Source organism: Streptosporangium sp. NPDC000239, from assembly GCF_040300765.1.
GTDB lineage: Bacteria > Actinomycetota > Actinomycetes > Streptosporangiales > Streptosporangiaceae > Streptosporangium.
In genome coordinates this window covers 52,107-70,064 of record NZ_JBEPEI010000004.1, presented here as the reverse complement: position 1 = coordinate 70,064, position 17,958 = coordinate 52,107, and the positions used below count along the sequence as shown (strand labels likewise).

The window sequence follows — 17,958 nt, the reverse complement described above, 5'->3', positions numbered from 1 at the left end:
CGGCCGTACGCGGCCAGGAGCAGCCGTATGTCACCGCTCCACCGACATACGTGCAATGATCTTGAAGGCATTTCCCCAGGTGGAGCTGGGGTTTCCGGGCAGTGCCGGGGCGAGAATCGGCCCCGGAACGCCAAAGGACCCCGAGGTCCTGGTCGTACGGCAGGCAGCTCAGGCGGCCAGTGCGTCGTCTATCCGCCGGTTGGCCACGTCCTTCTGCCCGTCGAGGCACTTGGCGTAGACCCGCAGCAGGACGTCCACGCTGTGCCCGGCCCGCTCGGCCACCTCGGGAGCGGGGACACCCGCGTTGAGCCACAGCGACACCGCCGCGTGCCGCAGGTCGTACGGCCTGCGCGCCAGGGGAGAGGCCACCTGGGCAGGAGTGAGAGCAAGCTTCCTGGCCTTCTGCCAGACCTCGGTGTAGGCCGTCGAGGCGACCACCCCGCCGCGCTCACTCCGGAAGAGCCGCCCGTCCTGGCCGGTGCCGTACTCGGCGATGTGCTCCCGGAGGATCTCGACCAGCGTCGGCGGGATCGGTACCGGCCGTACGTCGTCACGCCCTCGATGCTTGAGTCCCCGCTGTCGGTCCACCGCGTGTCGACCTCGAGACGGGAGACGTCGACCGTCAGCCGCCCCCAGCCCTTGAGCGGGAGGTGGCAGCCCTGCACTCGCAGGCCGACCGCCCTCGGCCGGGCGCAGGGCCGCGTAACACATGTACGCGAACAGCGCCATGGCCGGCGACCCCGGCCGCGACCGCCCACGTGGGTGACCATGGTCAGGAGCTCCTGAGCCCGCCGCGGATTGACCGCCACGCGAGGGTCAACGGTCTCATTGGCCTTTAATTCGTGGAGTTACGAGGACTTGAGAGTCAGACCGGTCCCGGCCAGGCAGCCGTCGATCAGATGCGGCCGGTACTGGATCTTCTTCAACCCGCGCTTGATCGCACGTACCAGATGCTCCAGGTTCGCCGTGGCGAGGTTGGCCAGGCCGCTGCGGTTCAGCAGCGACCAGATGCCTTCCACCGCCTTTGAGATCGGGAGCGTAGAAGGGTGGCTGGAAGACCCGCAGCCAGTCGGCGTTGCCGGCGATGAAGCGTCGCATGTCCGGGCAGACGTGCCGGTTGAGGTTGTCCCCGACGAGGACGATCGGCGTGCCGAGCTGCACATGGTCCATGACGATCAGGTCCCGGTAGCCGTATCTGTTCACGCTTGGCTCGTTGTGCAGCGGTCAGGCCGCCGCCTTGCGCATACCGCAGCAAACCAACACATTCATATGATTACCGAACATCACGAATTAAAGATGAGTAACCACATGCTATCGGCGGTGCCATCAGATCGAGTGGCCGATGAACCGGGATGAGTGGTTCCGGACGTCGGCCACCCGCCGTGACAGGCTCGCTAGATGTCACCGAGTCGATACACGCGAGCTTCGCACGGAGACCTGCTGACCAGACCGGCGGATCCCATTCATGAATGAAGAGCTTTCCGCCGCGTTTACTGAGTCCGGTTTCAGCTTGACCGTGCTGCGCGGCATGGGAAACCCGCTTTCCGTAAACCATTATCTGGCCCGCAGCCGCGTACCGATTCACCCACCGCTTTCGTCCCCTACGGGGTCGCGCCGTCGGAGGTGTCCCAAGGCGGTGACGTCAAACGGCGCCGGCTCCGCATGTTGGAGATCGCGCATCGAACTCCACGCCGCATATCATGCCGATTCCTCAGGGCGGAACCCCGGCAAGGGGAGGCCTGCCGCATGAATCAGAAACACGGTCTTAATAGAAAGACTCTCAGCATCCACCGGCGTCGCAGTAGCACAGGATCTTGTCGCAGCCACAACCGCTGCGACACCAAGCTCCGCACTTGGAGTGGCGGTTACAGGGTTCCTGACACTGCCAGCAGCAAGCGAACACCTTCCATTCCTCGGGGCCGCACGCTCCCGCCTGGATCTGCGGAACGAGCATGCCGAGGAGCCTCGTCCCGATCGCTTCGATCTTGCTTAACACCAATCTCACGTCCCTTCTGGAGATTGACCTGCCTGGATGGCATGGTGCGTATGGTAAACAGCTAAAACATGCGCCTTCTGCTATGTCAAGGTTTTTTATTCGGGACGCGATGTGGTTCTGGTGCTGTGTGCTCAATATCATTTTTTATTGTTTCGGTCAACCGGTATGACGGAGCGTCAGCATGGAGCTGAGGTGGCGGCAGTTTTGAAGTCCGGTGCGGCCGAGTGGCGGGTTGACACGAGTCATCAACGATGCATAATCCTTCTTCTGAAGGAGAATTGCAATTTAACTCATAGTGTGCGCTCGACTGCGAATCCGATAGGGGGATTGCCGTGGAGTATGTAGCCATCACCATGAGATACATGCTGGGCGTTGTCTTTCTCGTTTCTTCGGTAAGTAAACTGTCCCGGCCGGGTGACTTCCATAAATTTCTTGACATGCTTCGCCGCACCGGCCTCTTGAATGCGCGCCTCTCGAAGCCGGTCGGTGTGGTCATTGTCTCCGCTGAGACCGTCGTCGCCCTGCTGCTTGTCACGCCGACGCGAATCACCTCGGTGCTGGGTGCCGCTCTCGCGGTAGGACTCCTGGCTACCTTTACCGTCGCGCTGTGGATTGTGCTGCACCGGGGAGCCGAGATCGAGTGCCACTGCTTCGGTGCGTCCAGGGCCGCCCTTGGCCGTCGTCATGTCGTACGGAACGCATCGCTCACCCTGGTCGCCCTGGTCGCCGGAGTGGCGGAGCTGAGCGCGACCCATCCGTCGACCCTGCCCGAGGCAGGAGTGGTAGCCCTGGCGGGTGCCCTCTGCGGCCTTGTCGTTACGCGACTTGATGACATATTCACGATCTTTGCGCCCATCGAGGGTTCTCCCAGAGGCTGAGTGACCAAGACATGGAAACCGAAACGTTCAGGAGGAACGGTGAGCTTTGCAGTTGGTATTTCGTCCGTAGCGATCCTTGTGACTCTTCTCAACCTCGTTCTGATGGCCGGCGTCATCAAACGATTGCGTGAGCACACGGAACTGATCTCCACGATGCGCCAGGGCGAGAACGTCAGGCCATCCATCGGCGTCGGCGAAGAGGTGGGGGACTTCGCCGCTATGACTCTGGAAGGGCGGGAGATCAGTAGAGGCTCGATTGACGGTGAGACGCTTGTCGGGTTTTTCTCCCCTGGCTGCGCACCCTGCGAGGAAAAGCTTCCTCGATTCGTCCAGTACTGCAGATCCCTGCCGGAAGGGTCGCGTGGCGCCGTCGCGGTGGTGGTCAGCTCCGACATGGCGACGGCTGAAAAATTCGTCACCGAGCTCTCCGGGGCGGCCACAGTCGTTCTGGAGCCCACGAACGGACCGCTCAGCAAGGCATTCAGGGTCCTGGCGTACCCGACCCTTGTCAAAGTCGGTCCTGAGGCGGGACGGTTGATCGTCACCGAAGAGGACGTGGACCTCTCCGTGGTCTCCGTCGCGCGTACATGAAGCCTGTTCAGGGCTCGGACCGCGATGCGGACATGATGAACGGGAAATCTGACAGGCTGAGAATTTTGGGAGGACTTCATCGTCTCACGGCGTCGTCCCTACTGAGCGCCAAAGCTGCGCCTGGGCTTCTTACGGTTTATCTCCTCTGTACTCTCGCAGCCGGAGCCATGCCTGTGGGGATCGCCTGGCTCACCACGGAACTGCTGGACCATTTGGCGCTTAACGCGCCGATCGATACGCTCGTGACGCTGGCTGTGCTCCTCGCCGCGGTCAGCGTCGTTACCGGTCTTCTACCGCACTTGATGCAATATGTGCGGGCTGAAATGGACCGCTGTGTTAGCTTCATGGCCCAGCACGAGTTGTTCTGCGCGGTCGAGCGCTTCATCGGGATCGGAAAGTTTGAGGATCCACGTTTCCTGGACCAGCTAAGACTGGCTCACCACGCCGGCGGCATGCCGAACGGCGTGGTCGACAGTCTGCTGGGCGTCATCCGGTCCGCGATAACCATTACTGGTTTCCTCGGCTCACTCCTTCTGATCAATACGACACTTACCGTGATGGTGATGATATCCGGGGTGCCGGTGCTGTGCGTCGAGATATGGTTGTCGCGGCGCCGTGCTCGCATGATCTTGGAGATCAGTCCAGTCGAACGGAAGGAGTTCTTCTACGCCGACCTCCTCTCTTCCGTGGAGGCCGCGAAGGAAATAAGGCTGTTCGGCATTGGTCCGCTGCTCCGTGAGCGAATGCAAAAGGAGCGCCGATCCGCCGATGCGGTGAAGAGAGGTGTCGACCGGCGGAACGCCCTGGTGCAGTCCGGCCTTTCCTTTCTTGCTTCGGTTGTCTTTGGCGGGGGCGTGCTCTGGGCGGTCCACTCCGCTTACCGGGGGGCGCTTACGGTAGGCGGAATCACGATGTTCATCGCTGCGATCGCCAGCCTTCAGAGCAGCCTGGTGTCGTTGGCCGGAGAACTTTCTCGCATACACCACGCCCTACTGATGTTCGGAAACTACAGCGAGGTTGTCAACGCTCGCCCTGATCTGCCCGCGTCTGCCTCCGAGAGGCTGCCGGCTCTGCGCGACGGCATCGAGTTCCGGGACGTATGGTTCCGCTACTCCGAAGAGCATCCCTGGATCCTGCGCGGAGTGAACCTTTTCATACCCCATGGGAAAAGTATCGCTCTGGTCGGGCAGAACGGTTCTGGCAAGTCAACTCTCGTGAAGTTGCTCTGCAGGTTCTACGATCCCAGCAAGGGGGTGATCCTTTGGGACGGCGTTGATATCAAAGACGTCGCCGTGGGTGAACTCAGGGAACGGGTCGTCGCAGTTTTCCAAGAATATATGCGCTACGACATGACCGCAGCTGAAAACATAGAGCTGGGAGACGTGGCGGCTGCGGGCGACCGTCGGCGCATAGAGGAGGCCGCCAGGCTCGCCGGTGTTCATGACGACCTCGTCTCCCTGCCGCAGGGATACGGCACGCTGTTGACACGCGCCTTCTTCGCCGGCTCAGAACAGAAGGACGATCAGGTCGGGGTCGTCCTCTCCGGAGGACAGTGGCAACGCCTGGCCATCGCGCGAGGTCTCCTTCGCTCCTCACCCGATCTCATGATCCTTGACGAACCGTCGGCCGGTCTCGACGCCATAGCCGAGTTCGAGATGCATGCGAGGCTGGCTCAGCATCGTCACGGACGAACCAGTCTGCTTATATCGCATCGTTTGAACACCGTTCGTGCCGCCGATCGAATTTTTGTGATCTCATCCGGCGAAATCGTTGAAGAAGGAGATCATGATTCTCTCATGGATCTGGGCGGAGAATACTCGTGCTTGTTCACGCTACAAGCGTCCGGCTATCAGGATCAGTCCACCGTGGAATCCTCTTCTGTCTCGGTGAGTTCTCCGGGACCTTTTTGAGTTCTGCTGGAACGCTTGGTCGCTAGGATGCGACAGATCGGATGAATGCATGGACCATGAGGCCGTTCCAGCTCCTATGGCGCCGCCGGAAAAAGCCGAGGCGGGCGGGAGAAGGCCGCACCTTGCCCGGATGTTTTTGATCACCGGTACCGTGTTGTTTTGGGGTGGCGGCATTGCATTGTTCGCGTGGGAACGACATGCACTGGCGGCGGCCTTCGTCCTATTCGGGATATTCTTAGCACTGATCTTGATCTCCTCCTTTCTGGTCGGTCGTGTGCTGATCTCGGTGACGATCGAGGGCAGCAGCATGCTGCCTACCTATCGAGAAGGTGATCGAGTGATCGTTCGCCGCCGGGCAAGGCCAAGAACCGGTCTCGTGGTCGTTGTGGAACTGCCTGAGGCGGATGAGGGGTGGCTTCTGCCTTCGCCATCCCCATATGCGGGAGAGGCCGAGATCTCAGGGCGAAGGTGGATGATCAAGCGGGTTGCCGCAGTCCCGGGGGATCATGTTCCTCCAGCGCTTCTTCATCGTCTGGGGAGGGAGGGGGCGGCATGGGTGCCGCCCGGAATGGTGCTCCTCCTCGGCGATAACGAAGAAGCCAGCTTCGATTCTCGGTATTTTGGTTACTTCCCTCAGGAGAGAGTTTTGGGTGTTGTCCTTACCGATCTTTAATTCGTGACGTTCAGCGATCATGTGAATGTACCGGGTCGCTGCGGTATGCCCAGGTCATGCGGTATGCGCAAGACGGCGGGCTGACCGCCGTCCAACGAGCCAAGCGTCAGCAGATACGGCTGCGCGCGGCCGAGCTGTTTGCTCGCGGCTACACCGATGAGCAGGCGGCCAGGGAACTGCGGGTCACGCGGACGTCGGCCAACCGGTGGTGCCGCGCCTGGACCCGCGGTGGCGGCGCGGCCCTGGCCTCCAGGGGCCCGGCGTCGCTGCCGAGGCTGGGTGAGGCGCGGTTCGCCCGGCTGGAGGCCGCGCTGACACAGGGACCTGTCGCGCACGGCTGGGACGACCAGCGCTGGACGCCGGCCCGTATCCGGCGGGTGATCGGCCGGATGTTCCACCTGACCTACTCCCTGCCGGGGGTGTGGAAGCTGCTCAGGCGGCACGGCTGGTCGTGTCAGGTACCGGCGCGCCGGGTGGTCGAGCGCGACGAGGAGGCGATCGCGGCGTGGAAGACGCAAGGTGTGGCCGACCGTGGGACCACCGCGGCGGACCTGGGGGCGTGGGTCTGCTTCGAAGACGGGTGCGGCCGGACGATGAGGTCACCGATGGCCCGCGCCTGGGGACGGCGCGGGGCGACGCCGGTGGTGAGGGCGCCGGGTCGCCGGGAGAGCAGGGCCTCGGTCGCCGCCTAACCTGTTACCGGCCCGGGCAACGGTTCCGGCTGATCTACCGGATCCATCGCTACCGGCGGCGCAAGGGCGAGGCGGCGAGCTTCACCTGGCGCGACTACCGGGACTTGATCGTCATGGCCCATGTGCGGCTCGGTGCTCCGATCGTGCTCGTCCGGGACAAGCCGAACCGGCACATCTGCCCGCGGATGCGGCGCTTCATCGCCGACTGGCTGCGGATCTTCCAGCTGCCGTCGTATGCTCCGGATCTCAAGGGCGGTGGAGGGCCTCTGGTCGCTGCTGAACCGCAGCGGTCTGGCCAACCTGGCCGCGACAAGCGTTGATCACCTGGTGCGCGTGATCAAGCGCGGGTTGAAGAAGATCCAGTACCGGCCGCATCTGATCGACGGCTGCCTGGCAGGGACCGGCCTGGTCCTCAAGTCGTCGTAACACCACGAATTGAAGATCAGTGATCGTCGCCCAGAACTACGGCATCGACGTGGACAAGGCGTACGAGTGGGGCCATGCGTTCCAAGGCCGTCATCAACCGGGCAGTAAGCCTTCCCTCCGTGAAGACGACCCTTTTCTGACTCGGGCTCCGTACCTGTTTCCGGCCTTCGGTAATATCTCTCGAAGGCCGGAAGTCCGCGTCCAATAAATCCAGTCGTTCGAGCTATTTCGCTGAGATCACCTCAATGACCGGTTCAGCAAAGAACGCCCTTGTACCACGCGAACTTGATCTCGTATGTAAGGCCAAGGAAGGTTGACCCCGGACGTACGCACTGGTCGTATCCGGGCAGGTCCCAGTGTCGTTCGACACGGATAAGGACATTGACATCTGAGTTGCAGTGGGTGTAGTAGGCACTCCCGCCGACCTCGTCGTAACCGCATTCGACGAGCGCCCCCGCGCCGCCCGATTCGCCGGCGGTCGTGATGGCGTTGGCGTATACCGGAGCAGTGGTCAGTGCCAGGGCGGCTAGCGTGCCGCCAACCGTCTTGAGGATCCGGGTAAGCATTCGTATTTCACTTCCCTTCGCGTCGTGCGTAATTTCATCCACAGTATCCAGTGGGATTTGGGTTGCTCCACCGTGATTCCTGCCAAACAGTCAAGGTTTTCTGCCAAAGTCCCTCGGCCGTGTTGCCCCTGCCCTGTGAGAACTAACGTCTTCGGAGCGGTGGTTCGCTTGACGGCACCCCAGGCAATGAGGGCGTTCACCGGGTATCGGTGCCTGTTCCTGTCTCGGCGCCAACGGTGGAGCCGTCGCCGATGTGCGGTTTGCCGGTCGGTGCTGGTCTTTAAGAAGACAAACCGGTCCGGCTACTCGGTTTTGATCGCGGTGAAGAACGATTCGGCCATCGCGTTGTCGCAGCGGACGCCGGTGCGGCCGGCCGAGGGGTGGATGGTTTTGTGCATGTTGACCCGGCTACCGAGGGTGGTGGGGTTCATGCCGGACTCGCGGGCCGCTGAGGCGACCGTGCGGGGGCCGTCCAGCATCATGCGGGCGGCTTCCTCCTTGAACTCGGGCGAGAACCGCCTGCGACGTCGCGTCGCGTGCCTATCTCTTCCAGGCTCTCTGTCAGGTTATGCGCCTGACTGTCCGGAAATCGTTGAGCACCCACGGTGACTCGCGCGACACTATGCTCACTCGTGGTGCAGCCGTATATCGCCCCCCGGACCAATGGTTGAAGATCCGGCAGGCCCATAGGCTCGAACGAGGTCCCACACCGCAGCGTCGGCGGACGGCGTGTTCCGTCGCGCCGGCGAAGGACACGCAGATCCCACCAGGGGAGGCACCTCGATGGAAGGCCGCCACGAACAGGACAGCGCGACCGCCGACGGCCGAACGTCGGCGTCCTTCCTGATCGACGAAGCGCTCATGTTCTATTACCCGGCCGCCCTGCGGGCCGTGGCCGCGACCGGCGTGGCAGATCATCTCGCGGACGGTCCGCGTACCGTCGAAGACCTGGCCCGGCGTACGGGTGTCAACGCGCAGAGCCTGTACCGGGCCCTGCGGGTGTCGGCGACCCGCGGGATCTTCGAGGAGTTGGACGACGGCCGGTTCCGCCTCACCCCTGCGGGGGACGCGCTGCGCACGGACGCGCCCCTGTCGGCGCGGTCGGCCGTACTGATGCTCACAGACCAGTCGATGTGGCGACCCGCCGGCGAGATGGAACGCTGCCTGCAGCAGGGCGGTCCGGCGTTCGACGACATCTTCGGCATGCCGTTCTTCGACCATTTCGCACAAGATCAGGCGACGGCGGCCATCTTCCACCATGGGATGGCGGCCATGTCCGCCCAGGAGAACGCGCCGATCGCCGCGGCCTGCGAATTCCCCGAATCGGGAGTCGTCGTCGACGTCGGCGGTGGCCAGGGCGGGCTGCTGCGGGAGGTGCTGGGCCGGGGGGACGGCCTGCGGGGCGTGCTCTTCGACGCCGAGCACGTCCTGCGAGACCACCTGCTGGACGTGGCGGAGACCCGTGGCCGCTGGGAACTGGCCGTGGGGGACTTCTTCACCGAGGTCCCCAAAGGAGACGTCTACCTGCTGAAGCGCATCCTGCACGACTGGGAGGACGACCAGTGCGTGGCCATTCTGCGCAACTGCCGTACGGCGATGCGGCCGGGCGGGCGGATCCTGGTCATCGACGCGGTCGTTCCCCCCGGCAACGCCCCGCACCAGGCGAAGCTCGTCGACCTTCTGCTGATGGCCTCTCTCGTCGGTCGTGAGCGCACGGCGCAGGAGTTCTCACAGCTTTTCGAGGCGGCCGATCTGCGGCTGTCCCGCGTCGTCCCCACCGGTACCGTCCTGTCCGTCGTGGAGGCGACTCCGAAGGACCCGGACGGCTGATCCCGGCCCGCGCCGAGCCTCCGGCGAGCGGGTGAGAACTCCTGTGCGGTTGCCCGCCGCCACCGCCCCGCGGGGTCGAGCCGATCTGCCTGAGCGACGACGTCAACGGGCACCGGCACGCGTTCCAGGTGTCTCCGTCGTACGGACAGGGGGGCGGTCGGTCCGTCTCCCGGCTGGCGGGAGCGGTCGGCGAGCTTCTCCCGGATCCCGCACGTCGCGGGGGGAGGGTGGTGCTCGAAGCGCTCCGGGCCGTCCCAGGTTTCAACTCGTGCGGTCACAGGCGGCCCACCTTTGGGAGGTCACGGACGGGTGGCCACCAGTAGATCGACCACGTAGGTCTCCTCCAGGGTCTCGTCGGGGAAGGCGTCGTGCAGGCGTCGACGCTCCTCGGTGAAGAAGGCGTGGGCCGTGGCCTGGTCGAGGACGAGGAACGCCGAGCGACTGCCGATGTTGGCGAGGTGCGTGTCGAAGGAGACCGTCCGCTGCCAGCGGAGCAGTCGGCGGACGACCCGTAGGCCGGTCAGACCGGTGAGCCGGATGGCCTCGCCGTCGTCGGGACGTGTCACAGGGTGCGGGGGCACTCCACAGTGACGCGCGATGCGCTCGTCCTGGGCGCGGATCCACGGAATGTCGAAGGCGTTGGTGTTCCACCACAGGGCGAGCGCGCCACCCGGGCGCAGGACACGCAGCGTTTCCGGGACAGAACGCTCGCTGTCGGTCCACTGCCAGGACTGCGCGTACGTGATGAGGTCGTGAGAGGAGTCGGCCAGCGGCAGGGCGTTGCCGTCGCCCCGGACGACCGGCACGTCAGGGAGCGTCCGGCGGAACTCGGTGACCATCGCCTCACCGGGTTCGACGGCGATCACGTCGGCGCCCCGCTCGCTCAGGAGTCTGGTCGCGATTCCCGTTCCCGCGCCGATGTCCGCGACACGGGCACCCGCCAGTGAACGGCCCAGTGATTCCTCAATGAAGTCAAAGAGCGCGGGAGGGTACGAAGGACGGCTCGCCTCGTACTGGGCGGCTGCCGCGTTGAACGAATGGGCGCGGGATTCGGTGGTCATCTCCTCATTATCTTTATCCGGTTCATGTTGACGATCGCTTCCGGTATCGGTCGGACCGTGGGTATTGGAAAGCCGTTGATCGCACAGTGAAAAGCGATGGAGAAAAGCCACTCGTCGGGAAGTCGCGGCGGCACGTTCACGACGTGCTCCCGGAACCGACGGGCAGACGCCTCAGCCGGGCCGCGCCGACGGCGTTGAGACCTACGCCCCAGATGAGGAGGACGGTGCCCCATTGCAGCCATGCCAGGGGGGTCATCTGGCCGGAAAGCAGGTTCCGGGCGGTGGCGTACGGCGCCAGCCAACCTTGGACGGGACTGGCGCGCAGCACCAGCCACAGGCCCATCGGTAACACGATGGTGCCGAGGCAGGCGACCACGGGTGACCGTAGCAGCAGGCCCAGCGCCGTACCCGTCAGCTGGGCCACGACCTGTACCAGCACGCCGCCCAGGACGAGAGTCTCCACGTTGAGCCAGGGGTTCGCTCCGGGGACGGCCGGAGTGAGGGTGAGGGCCAGGGCGCAGGTCAGGGCCCCGAACACGCCGAAGGCGGCGGCCAGCAGGGTTGCCGCCAGCAGGGTCGGGGCGAGCCGTGCCGTACGAGGTGTTCTTCGCAGGTCGTGGGTGAGCAGTACGCCCAGGAACGGCACCGTGATCGACATCAGGCTCTGCGCCGCTTCCGTGAGCATGGCGAACGTCCGGCCTGCGGGTGGTGCCTTACTCATGCCCACGGCCGCCGCCACGCCCGCCAGCAGGGTGATCGTGACCAGTCGGCGGCGGGTGCGTGTTCCGACGGAGCGCCGGAGCGCGTCGCCCAAACCGTTGTCAGCGTTCACCGGACATTCCCTCCAAAGTTAGCCCCGTCCACTTCTTATGGCATATGTCGCGCGATTGTTGAAGGTATCGGCATTAAGACCGTGTCCTATGTGGTGATGGCTTGTTGGTTGAGGCATGGGGCGGGGTACGTGGAGTTGGATTGTTCCGGACGGGTTGTGGGAGATCGCGAAGCCGCTGATCCCGCAGGGCGGTGGGACGCGGAACACGCCCGATGAGACGCTGTTCGCGGCGATCGTTCACGTGCTGGTCAGCGGGTGCGCATGGCGTGCGTCGCCGCCCTGCTTCGGGGTCTCCACGTCCACCGTTCACCGCCGCCTCCTCATCGAAGGCCGGTGTCTGGGGTCGGCACGCAACCGGTCCAGGGCCGGGCCCAGGTGCTCGACTGTGGTCGCTTCGGCGTCGGCCCGGTCAGGGAAGCGCACTCGCACGTCGTCCCCGCCCAACGGGACGGACGCCCCCTCTGAGCAACTTCCTGTTCGACGGCGGCGTGCTCAGCCCGGCCGAGGCCGCTCTCGCCACCCGGCCGCCGCGCGGCGAGGGGTGAAGGGCTTCGTCGGCCCCGTCCTGGCTGTCCCGGTGATCCTCTACGCCGTTGCGGGCCTGGGAAGGATTCTCCGCCATGCATCGGCCGATTCGCCGTCGAACGCCACGCGAGTGACGTCCGGCGGCGAATCCTTGCGCTCAAGTTCGTCCGACGAGCCGCCGGTGAAGCTTGAGGAGTACCTCAGACCATCACCAATGGGGTCGGAGGATTATGTACTGGACGCCGCTGTCGGGCCTTTTCAGAGGGATGTCCCGCCCCTTGGTGTGACCGTGCTGGGTGATGAAGACACCTCCCCAGGCGACATTGGGGCTCCCCTTTTTGGTGACAACGGCCGCGTGACGCCATGGGTCCTGGCCTGCGGACTTCTTGTGATGGTTGAACCAATAGATGATGTCACCGACCCGGACCTCGGGCCAGGTACCGTAAAGGCGGACTTCGGTGGCTCTTCTCCGCTTGCTGTAGAAGTGGTCAAAGTTATGCCGTACCGCCGCCCAGGAGTATGAATCGTGATCGAACCGTTCATACCAGAGCCTGTTGTTTTTCCGATGCTTCCAGCCATCCCATTTGCCGAACATCCGTAGCCCTCCGCCGTGGTTGAGGACACGGGAAACGAAGTTGGTGCAGTCCTGGCCGTATTCCCAACGGTCATAGGCGTGCTTGTGGGCCCAACGAACCATTCCTCCGGTGTTCACGGCGCTCTGGGACACCACGCCGGCACGGGGTGTCCGGGCCGCTGAGACAGTGCTCACCGGCGGTTCGGGGATCTCCTCCCCGTCTGTCAGGCCGTTGAGTTCGAACGAGGAGGGTTCGACCTTGGCATCGACATAGTCACCGCCGAGCTGCCGGGTCATCTCATAGCCCGATGTCTGCGCGGCCTGGGCCCGGAGGTGCAAGGACGCCGCCGGCGTTCGCTGCTCGAAGACGTAGTCGGTGGTCTCCTCCCAGTCACCACCGGTGGGTGTGTCCGCGTCCTGCGCGGGATAGACCAGGTCGGCGCTCACGGTCGCGCGAACAGTGATCTTCCCGGCCGAGGTGACCGACACGAGCGTGTCGCTCAGCCGGATGTTCCTCGTGGTCTGGCTGTTCTCCTGCGCGGGTGGGGGGATGTCGTCGGCCACCGTGCTCAGCACGGCGTTCACCGTCTCACCTTGCGGGCTCTCGGCCAGGGCGTCGTCAGCGGTCGTGTACTGACCGTCGGCGATCCCGGCACGCGCCTGGACGTAGGCGCGCACCGCATCGAGGTACTGCCCGGGGCCCCCGGGGACGGCGGCCGGGGTGGTCACCTCGCTGGTGACCCACGGCCCGCTGCCGAACGTGGTCCGTGCGCGTACCCGGAAGCGATAGGCGGTGCCGTTGGTCAGTTCGCCGACCACGACGCGCTGCCCTTCGCTGTCGACGGTGCGTACGACACCGCCGTCCGCTCCGATCACCTGCAGGTCGTAGCCGTCGACAGGAACGGCCGCGCCGACGTCGTCGGGCTGGGACCAGTTCAGGAGCACCCCGCCGTCGCCGGGCCGGGTGTCGATCTTCGTGATCGCTCCCGGTGCCGTGGGCGCCACATACCGGATCTGGACGGTGGCGTCCTCCCCCAGCGAGGCCGCGGGCACGCCATCATCCGCGATGAGGACCAGACCAGGGTCACGGAACTCCGAGTCGGCCGGTGTCGCGTGCCAGTCCTGGACGAAGGGCGTGACGTCGAGCGCGGCATCGCCGAATCCGTACTCGGCCTCGGGTTCTTCCACCAGTTGCTGGACGACGTCGGCGCCTGTCGCGTTCTCGGGAAGTTGCTGCTTGAGCGCGTGGAGCTTGAGCTTCGCGTCGACGGGGCACCCGGCGGCGCAGTGCGCGCTCCCCATGTTCACCGTGGCGGAGGTGATCTGCGCGCCTGCGGGAATCGACGCCGGATCGATGGTGACCAGGGTCAGCTTCCGGGAGGCGCCCCCACCGCCCAGTTGCGCGTCATTCGTCACCGCCAGCTGACACGCCGTGCCGCCGCACGCGTCCGGCGCCGAATACGCCACCCGGAAGGTGATCGTTTGCCTGCCCAGCGTCACGGTCCGCTCGGCCGGCGACTCCGGTTGCCGAGGCACGGTGAAGTCGATCGCACCGGAACGCGCGCTGCACGCGCCTCCGTCGGCGCACGACTCCATCTGCCAGCGGTAGGCGCCCCCTTGCTCGACAAGCCCCTCGGGGACGCGAAGGCTGACACGCTGACCCCCTTCGGCCGTGGCCACGCCGAGTGGCGAGGCTCCGACAGGCTTGCCGTCGATGTCGAAGAGGTAGAACCGAGCGGTCATGGATCGGGTGGACACCCTGCTGACGACACCGGACAGCACCGGGCTGGTCGGTTCTTCAAGGCCTGTGGCAAGGTCAGTGGGCACGTTCGCGGCATCGGTGGTGAACTTGCGCCGGACGGACCAGAGACTGACGTCGCTGCCGGTGCTCACCTTCACCTTGAAGTCGTAAGACTTCGCATTCTCAAGGACACCCGCGGGGACCGTCCATGACGACGTGCCCCCTGAGGGAACGTCCGGAACGTCCCCGCTGGCCACGACGTCGCTCCCGCCCTTGGGCATGACCACGAACGAGTGCTTCAGCGGACGCCCGTGAGGATCGACGGCCTTGGCGGTGAGCGTGGGAGTGGTGGTAGCGACGACATCCGCCCACGAGGTGTTCGACACGGCCGGTGTGGCCCTGAGGTCACCAGCCGGATCCGGGGTGGTTTCCTTGTCGACGGCGAAGAACACCGCGTCGAGCGAGCCGCGATACTGGTCGGCCGCCGAGTTCGGTATGCCGCCCAACGTCGGTCGGCCACTGCCGAGCTGGTCGACGAGACCGCCCGGAACAGGCTTGCTGCCCTTCAGCACGTTGCCGATGTAGACGGCTAGGGTCGTGCCGGTCTTCCGGCATTCGACGTCGTGCCAGGCCGTGTCCACGATGGTCCCTGCCTGGACCCGGACTTCGGCACCACCGTCGATCTTGACGACGCAGCTGGCCACTCCGTCGTCGACGTCCAGCTTCCACTGGTCGGAGGCGCTGGGGAAACCCTGCTGGATCACAGTGTGCTTCCCCGCCACCGGCGCGGAGCCGAACCGGATCCTTGCCCCGAAGCGGAAGGTTCTCGCCCCGGCGGCGGGGACGGCGGCGCCGCCTACTTCGATGAGCGCCGAACCGGTGGACGGGAACTGGACGGCGAGCCGACCGTTTTCGCCTGGGACGAGCTGAAGCACGGTGGTGTCGGGTTTGACGGTGCCGTGGTGCTTCTGGCCGGTGACGTCGATTACGGGGGCGAGTTTACCGTCATTGAAGTCGTAGCGGAAAACCTCGTTCAGCATTTCGTTGGACGCTGCCGCCGGGACGGCGGGCACCATAATGACCAATGAAGCAAGTACATTGAATGCGAACACCGTCGCCAAGATTCTTCGCCACACGGGACCACCTGCCGAAAGGTTGAATGATAAATCGGGAGAAAACACCGAAGCATGTAAATTGGAATACCTTCGCCAAGAGTCTTCGCCGCACGAAACAACTTGTCAAGAGAGCGAATAAGGCCGGATAGGCACATCGATGACGGAGGCATGCCGTCCCGGCAGGTGGAGGCAGGATTCCACGCCTTCAGAGTGCGGTGAGGCAGGATTTTTACCGACGGTTATCTTTCGTCCACACCCGCATGGGTCCTGAGGCTGTGCATCGGCCGATGCTCCCTCAACCTCACCGCTCCGACGATTTTCACCATGACCGGGCAGGACACAGTGACCGGATCGGCCGCCGTCCGCGCCGCCGGGCTGACCAAAACGTACGCCCCGGGAAGACAGAGGCGATCGCGCTCGCCGGCGTCCATGTGGAGTCCCCGTGCGAGCACTTCTCCGCGATCATGAGCCCGCCGGATCGAAGAAGTCAACGCTGTGCTGCTCGTCCTCCCCGGAGACGACCGACGAGCAGCACACCAGGCCGGCCCGGTTGCGCGCCGACCGGATGGAGGCCTTCAAGGCGCTCAACGGCGACGAGTGGGGGCCGGCACAGGCCGGCGTCGCGCCCGGGAGAAGGCGTTGAAGGAGGCGGCACGGGAGGAGGGCTGACAGGGAGGCGTGCCCCGCGCTGGTGGCCGGGGCGCGCCCGTCAGGTTCAGGGGATGTATATGAGGAAGTAGAAGCCCGCCCGGCGGTACTGGTCACCGGCGTAGTAGCGGCAGCCGGCCAGCCCGGTGAAATCGCCGTGCTCGGCGGCATCCTGCCAGCCGGCCCGGCAGTCGTCCATCGTCGCGTACCACTTGGACCAATACCAGTCCGGAGGCAGCGGAGCGAAGGCGTGGCTTCCGGCGCTCCCGACCGAGGCGGTCTGGTAGTTGACGGATGCGGATGCGGATGCGGCGCCGGCCAGAACGGCGGCGCCCAGCGCCGTCGCGAGTAGCGCGGCAGGTAATCGGCGGATCTTCACGGTGACTCTCCTCGGTCGGGTGGGTGGGAGAACACCTTCAGATGAGCACCGATCAGCGGAGCCGGGGAGCTCTCGGATTTCCATATTTCGGCTGCATGGTCCCGCTTCGGCGCCTGTCGGCTCGGAACCGAATCAGCTGCTCACCTGGTCGGCTGTCACGCCGCCCTCATGCCCGGCCTCGGCGGCTTTCGGCACCGCCTGGCACCTGCTCGACGGTCCGGTCTTCGAACTGGATGGGCGAACCGGCCAGGACATGCCATTACTGCATCCGCACCAGGGTCCTGGTCGCCGTCGGCTTCGGTGACCACCGTGACATCCCCCGTGATCACGCCCGCCTCATCGGTCGTCAGCCGCCCGGCCCTACGACTACTTCGTCCTCGTACTGTGCCGTCTCGCCATCCCGCTCCTGCTTCCTGGCCGACCTGTCTACAGGTGTCCCGCATCTCAGTCAGTGCCGCCCGCTTGTCCGCCACCGCCGTCTCACCAAATGAGTCAGGTCTGATCCGGATAGCCCAGATCGAAGGCGGCGTCGGTCAGGTGGGCCGTTCTCACCTCCGGGTCGTCGAGGAGTTCGCGGAGGGCGGCGAGTTTCCAGCGGTCGAGGAGGAGGGCGTGCACGACGCCTTCCTCGGCGGCTCCGGTCAGCTGGTACGGGGTCAGCCCGAATTCTTGGAAGTCGTCCGTTTCGTGGAGCAGCCCGGTCCATCGGCGGAACTCGGCCAGTGCCGTCGCGGGTTCGGCCTCGCACTGGTAGGTGGGGCTGTTGCCGGGGAGCATGCCGCGGTTCCAGACGATCGCGTTCGTCCGGGGAACGAAGGAGGAGTCGTCGTAGAAGGACGGGTCGTAGACGTAGGAGACGTCCGCTCCCGCGCAGATCCGGTGTTTCCGGTTGAAGGCGATGAGCTGTTCGGTGGTCATCGCGTGGGTGAACTCCACGACCGCGACGGTTTCGAGCGTCTTCGGGAGGGCGTCCACGGTCTTGCGGGTCTTCTCGGCGAGCGCGTCGTCGGCACCGGGATTCGTCTCCACGGCGGTGATCGCGTCTCCCAGGGCGCCGGAGGGGCCGGAGAGAGAGGGGGCTCGTATGGTGCCGAACAGGTTCTCCGTGATCTCGTACCCCTGTTGGGGCTGGTCATGACCGGCCCGGCGCGGTTCCCCGGTCAACGTGTAGGTCGCACCCAGCAGCCTTCCACCGTCGCTGTAGCCGTCCGACAGGCGTTTGTCGGGGTTCGCGACGCGGGCGACCGTGCCGTACACCTGGGCCAGTCGTTCGTCGTCGAGGTCGACGTATCTCGCCAGGAGTCCTTCGGCCGCGTTGAGCGCCAGGAACAGCAGGACGCTGACGCTCAGGACCTTGAGGAGGGACTTGGCCGCGTACGCCCAGTCGGGCTCTCTCGTGTTCATCGCCACGCTCCGGTGATCTAGATCAAGGAGCACCATAGCCACCCAGGTATGGAAATATGGTGAAATTTCGGCGAAAGGTGCTCGTAACAGAGAGCCTCCGGCTGGAACGGGAGATTT

At 64.8% G+C, this 17,958-nt stretch carries 13 protein-coding genes and 4 pseudogenes; 8 read left to right on the top strand and 9 right to left on the bottom strand.

The features are described from left to right. Positions 1–168 precede the first annotated feature (168 nt). Both ABT340_RS12450 and ABT340_RS42455 read right to left on the bottom strand, forming a co-directional pair. Positions 169–588, bottom strand: a complete 420-nt coding sequence (locus ABT340_RS12450; RefSeq protein ID WP_352010808.1) for a site-specific integrase — start codon at positions 586–588, stop codon at positions 169–171. Positions 589–848: 260 nt separating this feature from the next. Further along, positions 849–1,188, bottom strand: a pseudogene (locus ABT340_RS42455) (transposase); the annotation flags it as partial. Positions 1,189–2,328: 1,140 nt separating this feature from the next. Here ABT340_RS42455 and ABT340_RS12435 point away from each other — a divergent pair. From ABT340_RS12435 to ABT340_RS42450, 5 genes and pseudogenes are all read left to right on the top strand, one after another. After that, on the top strand, positions 2,329–2,874 hold the full coding sequence (locus tag ABT340_RS12435) for a MauE/DoxX family redox-associated membrane protein (protein ID WP_352010805.1): 546 nt from the start codon (positions 2,329–2,331) through the stop codon (positions 2,872–2,874). 39 nt (positions 2,875–2,913) lie between these two features. Beyond that, positions 2,914–3,465: a TlpA family protein disulfide reductase gene (locus ABT340_RS12430; protein WP_352010804.1), complete on the top strand. Its 552-nt coding sequence runs from the start codon at positions 2,914–2,916 to the stop codon at positions 3,463–3,465. Positions 3,466–3,632: 167 nt separating this feature from the next. Further along, positions 3,633–5,375 carry an ABC transporter ATP-binding protein gene (locus ABT340_RS12425; RefSeq protein ID WP_502992490.1) on the top strand — a complete coding sequence of 581 codons (1,743 nt, stop codon included), beginning with the start codon at positions 3,633–3,635 and terminating at the stop codon, positions 5,373–5,375. A 49-nt stretch (positions 5,376–5,424) separates the two neighbouring features. Next, positions 5,425–6,048: a S26 family signal peptidase gene (locus ABT340_RS12420; RefSeq protein WP_352010802.1), complete on the top strand. Its 624-nt coding sequence runs from the start codon at positions 5,425–5,427 to the stop codon at positions 6,046–6,048. 56 nt (positions 6,049–6,104) lie between these two features. Further along, positions 6,105–7,166: pseudogene (locus ABT340_RS42450) on the top strand (IS630 family transposase). A gap of 254 nt (positions 7,167–7,420) precedes the next feature. Here ABT340_RS42450 and ABT340_RS12405 read toward each other — a convergent pair. Together ABT340_RS12405 and ABT340_RS12400 are read right to left on the bottom strand one after the other, a co-directional pair. Beyond that, complete coding sequence (locus tag ABT340_RS12405; protein ID WP_352010799.1) at positions 7,421–7,732, bottom strand: DUF6355 family natural product biosynthesis protein; 312 nt, start codon at positions 7,730–7,732, stop codon at positions 7,421–7,423. Between the two features lie 302 nt (positions 7,733–8,034). Further along, positions 8,035–8,250 (bottom strand): annotated as a pseudogene (locus ABT340_RS12400) (transposase); the annotation flags it as partial. Positions 8,251–8,515: 265 nt separating this feature from the next. Here ABT340_RS12400 and ABT340_RS12395 point away from each other — a divergent pair. Further along, positions 8,516–9,562, top strand: coding sequence for a methyltransferase (locus ABT340_RS12395; protein ID WP_352010798.1), 1,047 nt, complete (start codon positions 8,516–8,518; stop codon positions 9,560–9,562). Positions 9,563–9,861: 299 nt separating this feature from the next. Here the strand turns inward: ABT340_RS12395 and ABT340_RS12390 are convergent, their stop codons facing one another. Then, the gene (locus tag ABT340_RS12390) at positions 9,862–10,623 is read right to left on the bottom strand and encodes a class I SAM-dependent methyltransferase (RefSeq protein WP_352010797.1); all 762 of its coding nucleotides are present in this window, start codon (positions 10,621–10,623) and stop codon (positions 9,862–9,864) included. A gap of 136 nt (positions 10,624–10,759) precedes the next feature. Next, positions 10,760–11,455, bottom strand: a complete 696-nt coding sequence (locus ABT340_RS12385) for a hypothetical protein (RefSeq protein ID WP_352010796.1) — start codon at positions 11,453–11,455, stop codon at positions 10,760–10,762. Between the two features lie 115 nt (positions 11,456–11,570). On the opposite strand from ABT340_RS12385, the pseudogene ABT340_RS12380 reads away from it, so the two are divergent. Continuing rightward, a pseudogene (locus tag ABT340_RS12380) lies at positions 11,571–11,762 on the top strand (transposase); the annotation flags it as partial. A 426-nt stretch (positions 11,763–12,188) separates the two neighbouring features. Here ABT340_RS12380 and ABT340_RS12375 read toward each other — a convergent pair. Further along, positions 12,189–15,407, bottom strand: a complete 3,219-nt coding sequence (locus tag ABT340_RS12375) for an amidase domain-containing protein (RefSeq protein ID WP_352011273.1) — start codon at positions 15,405–15,407, stop codon at positions 12,189–12,191. Between the two features lie 445 nt (positions 15,408–15,852). Here ABT340_RS12375 and ABT340_RS12370 point away from each other — a divergent pair, with 445 nt between their 5' ends. After that, positions 15,853–16,053 (top strand): hypothetical protein, encoded by a 201-nt coding sequence (locus ABT340_RS12370; RefSeq protein ID WP_352010795.1) that lies wholly within the window; start codon positions 15,853–15,855, stop codon positions 16,051–16,053. 72 nt (positions 16,054–16,125) lie between these two features. Here the strand turns inward: ABT340_RS12370 and ABT340_RS12365 are convergent, their stop codons facing one another. Both ABT340_RS12365 and ABT340_RS12360 read right to left on the bottom strand, forming a co-directional pair. After that, a complete protein-coding gene (locus ABT340_RS12365) occupies positions 16,126–16,437 on the bottom strand; it encodes a hypothetical protein (RefSeq protein ID WP_352010794.1) in 312 nt (103 codons plus the stop codon). Positions 16,438–16,929: 492 nt separating this feature from the next. Next, the gene (locus ABT340_RS12360) at positions 16,930–17,841 is read right to left on the bottom strand and encodes a hypothetical protein (protein ID WP_352010793.1); all 912 of its coding nucleotides are present in this window, start codon (positions 17,839–17,841) and stop codon (positions 16,930–16,932) included. Positions 17,842–17,958 lie beyond the last annotated feature (117 nt).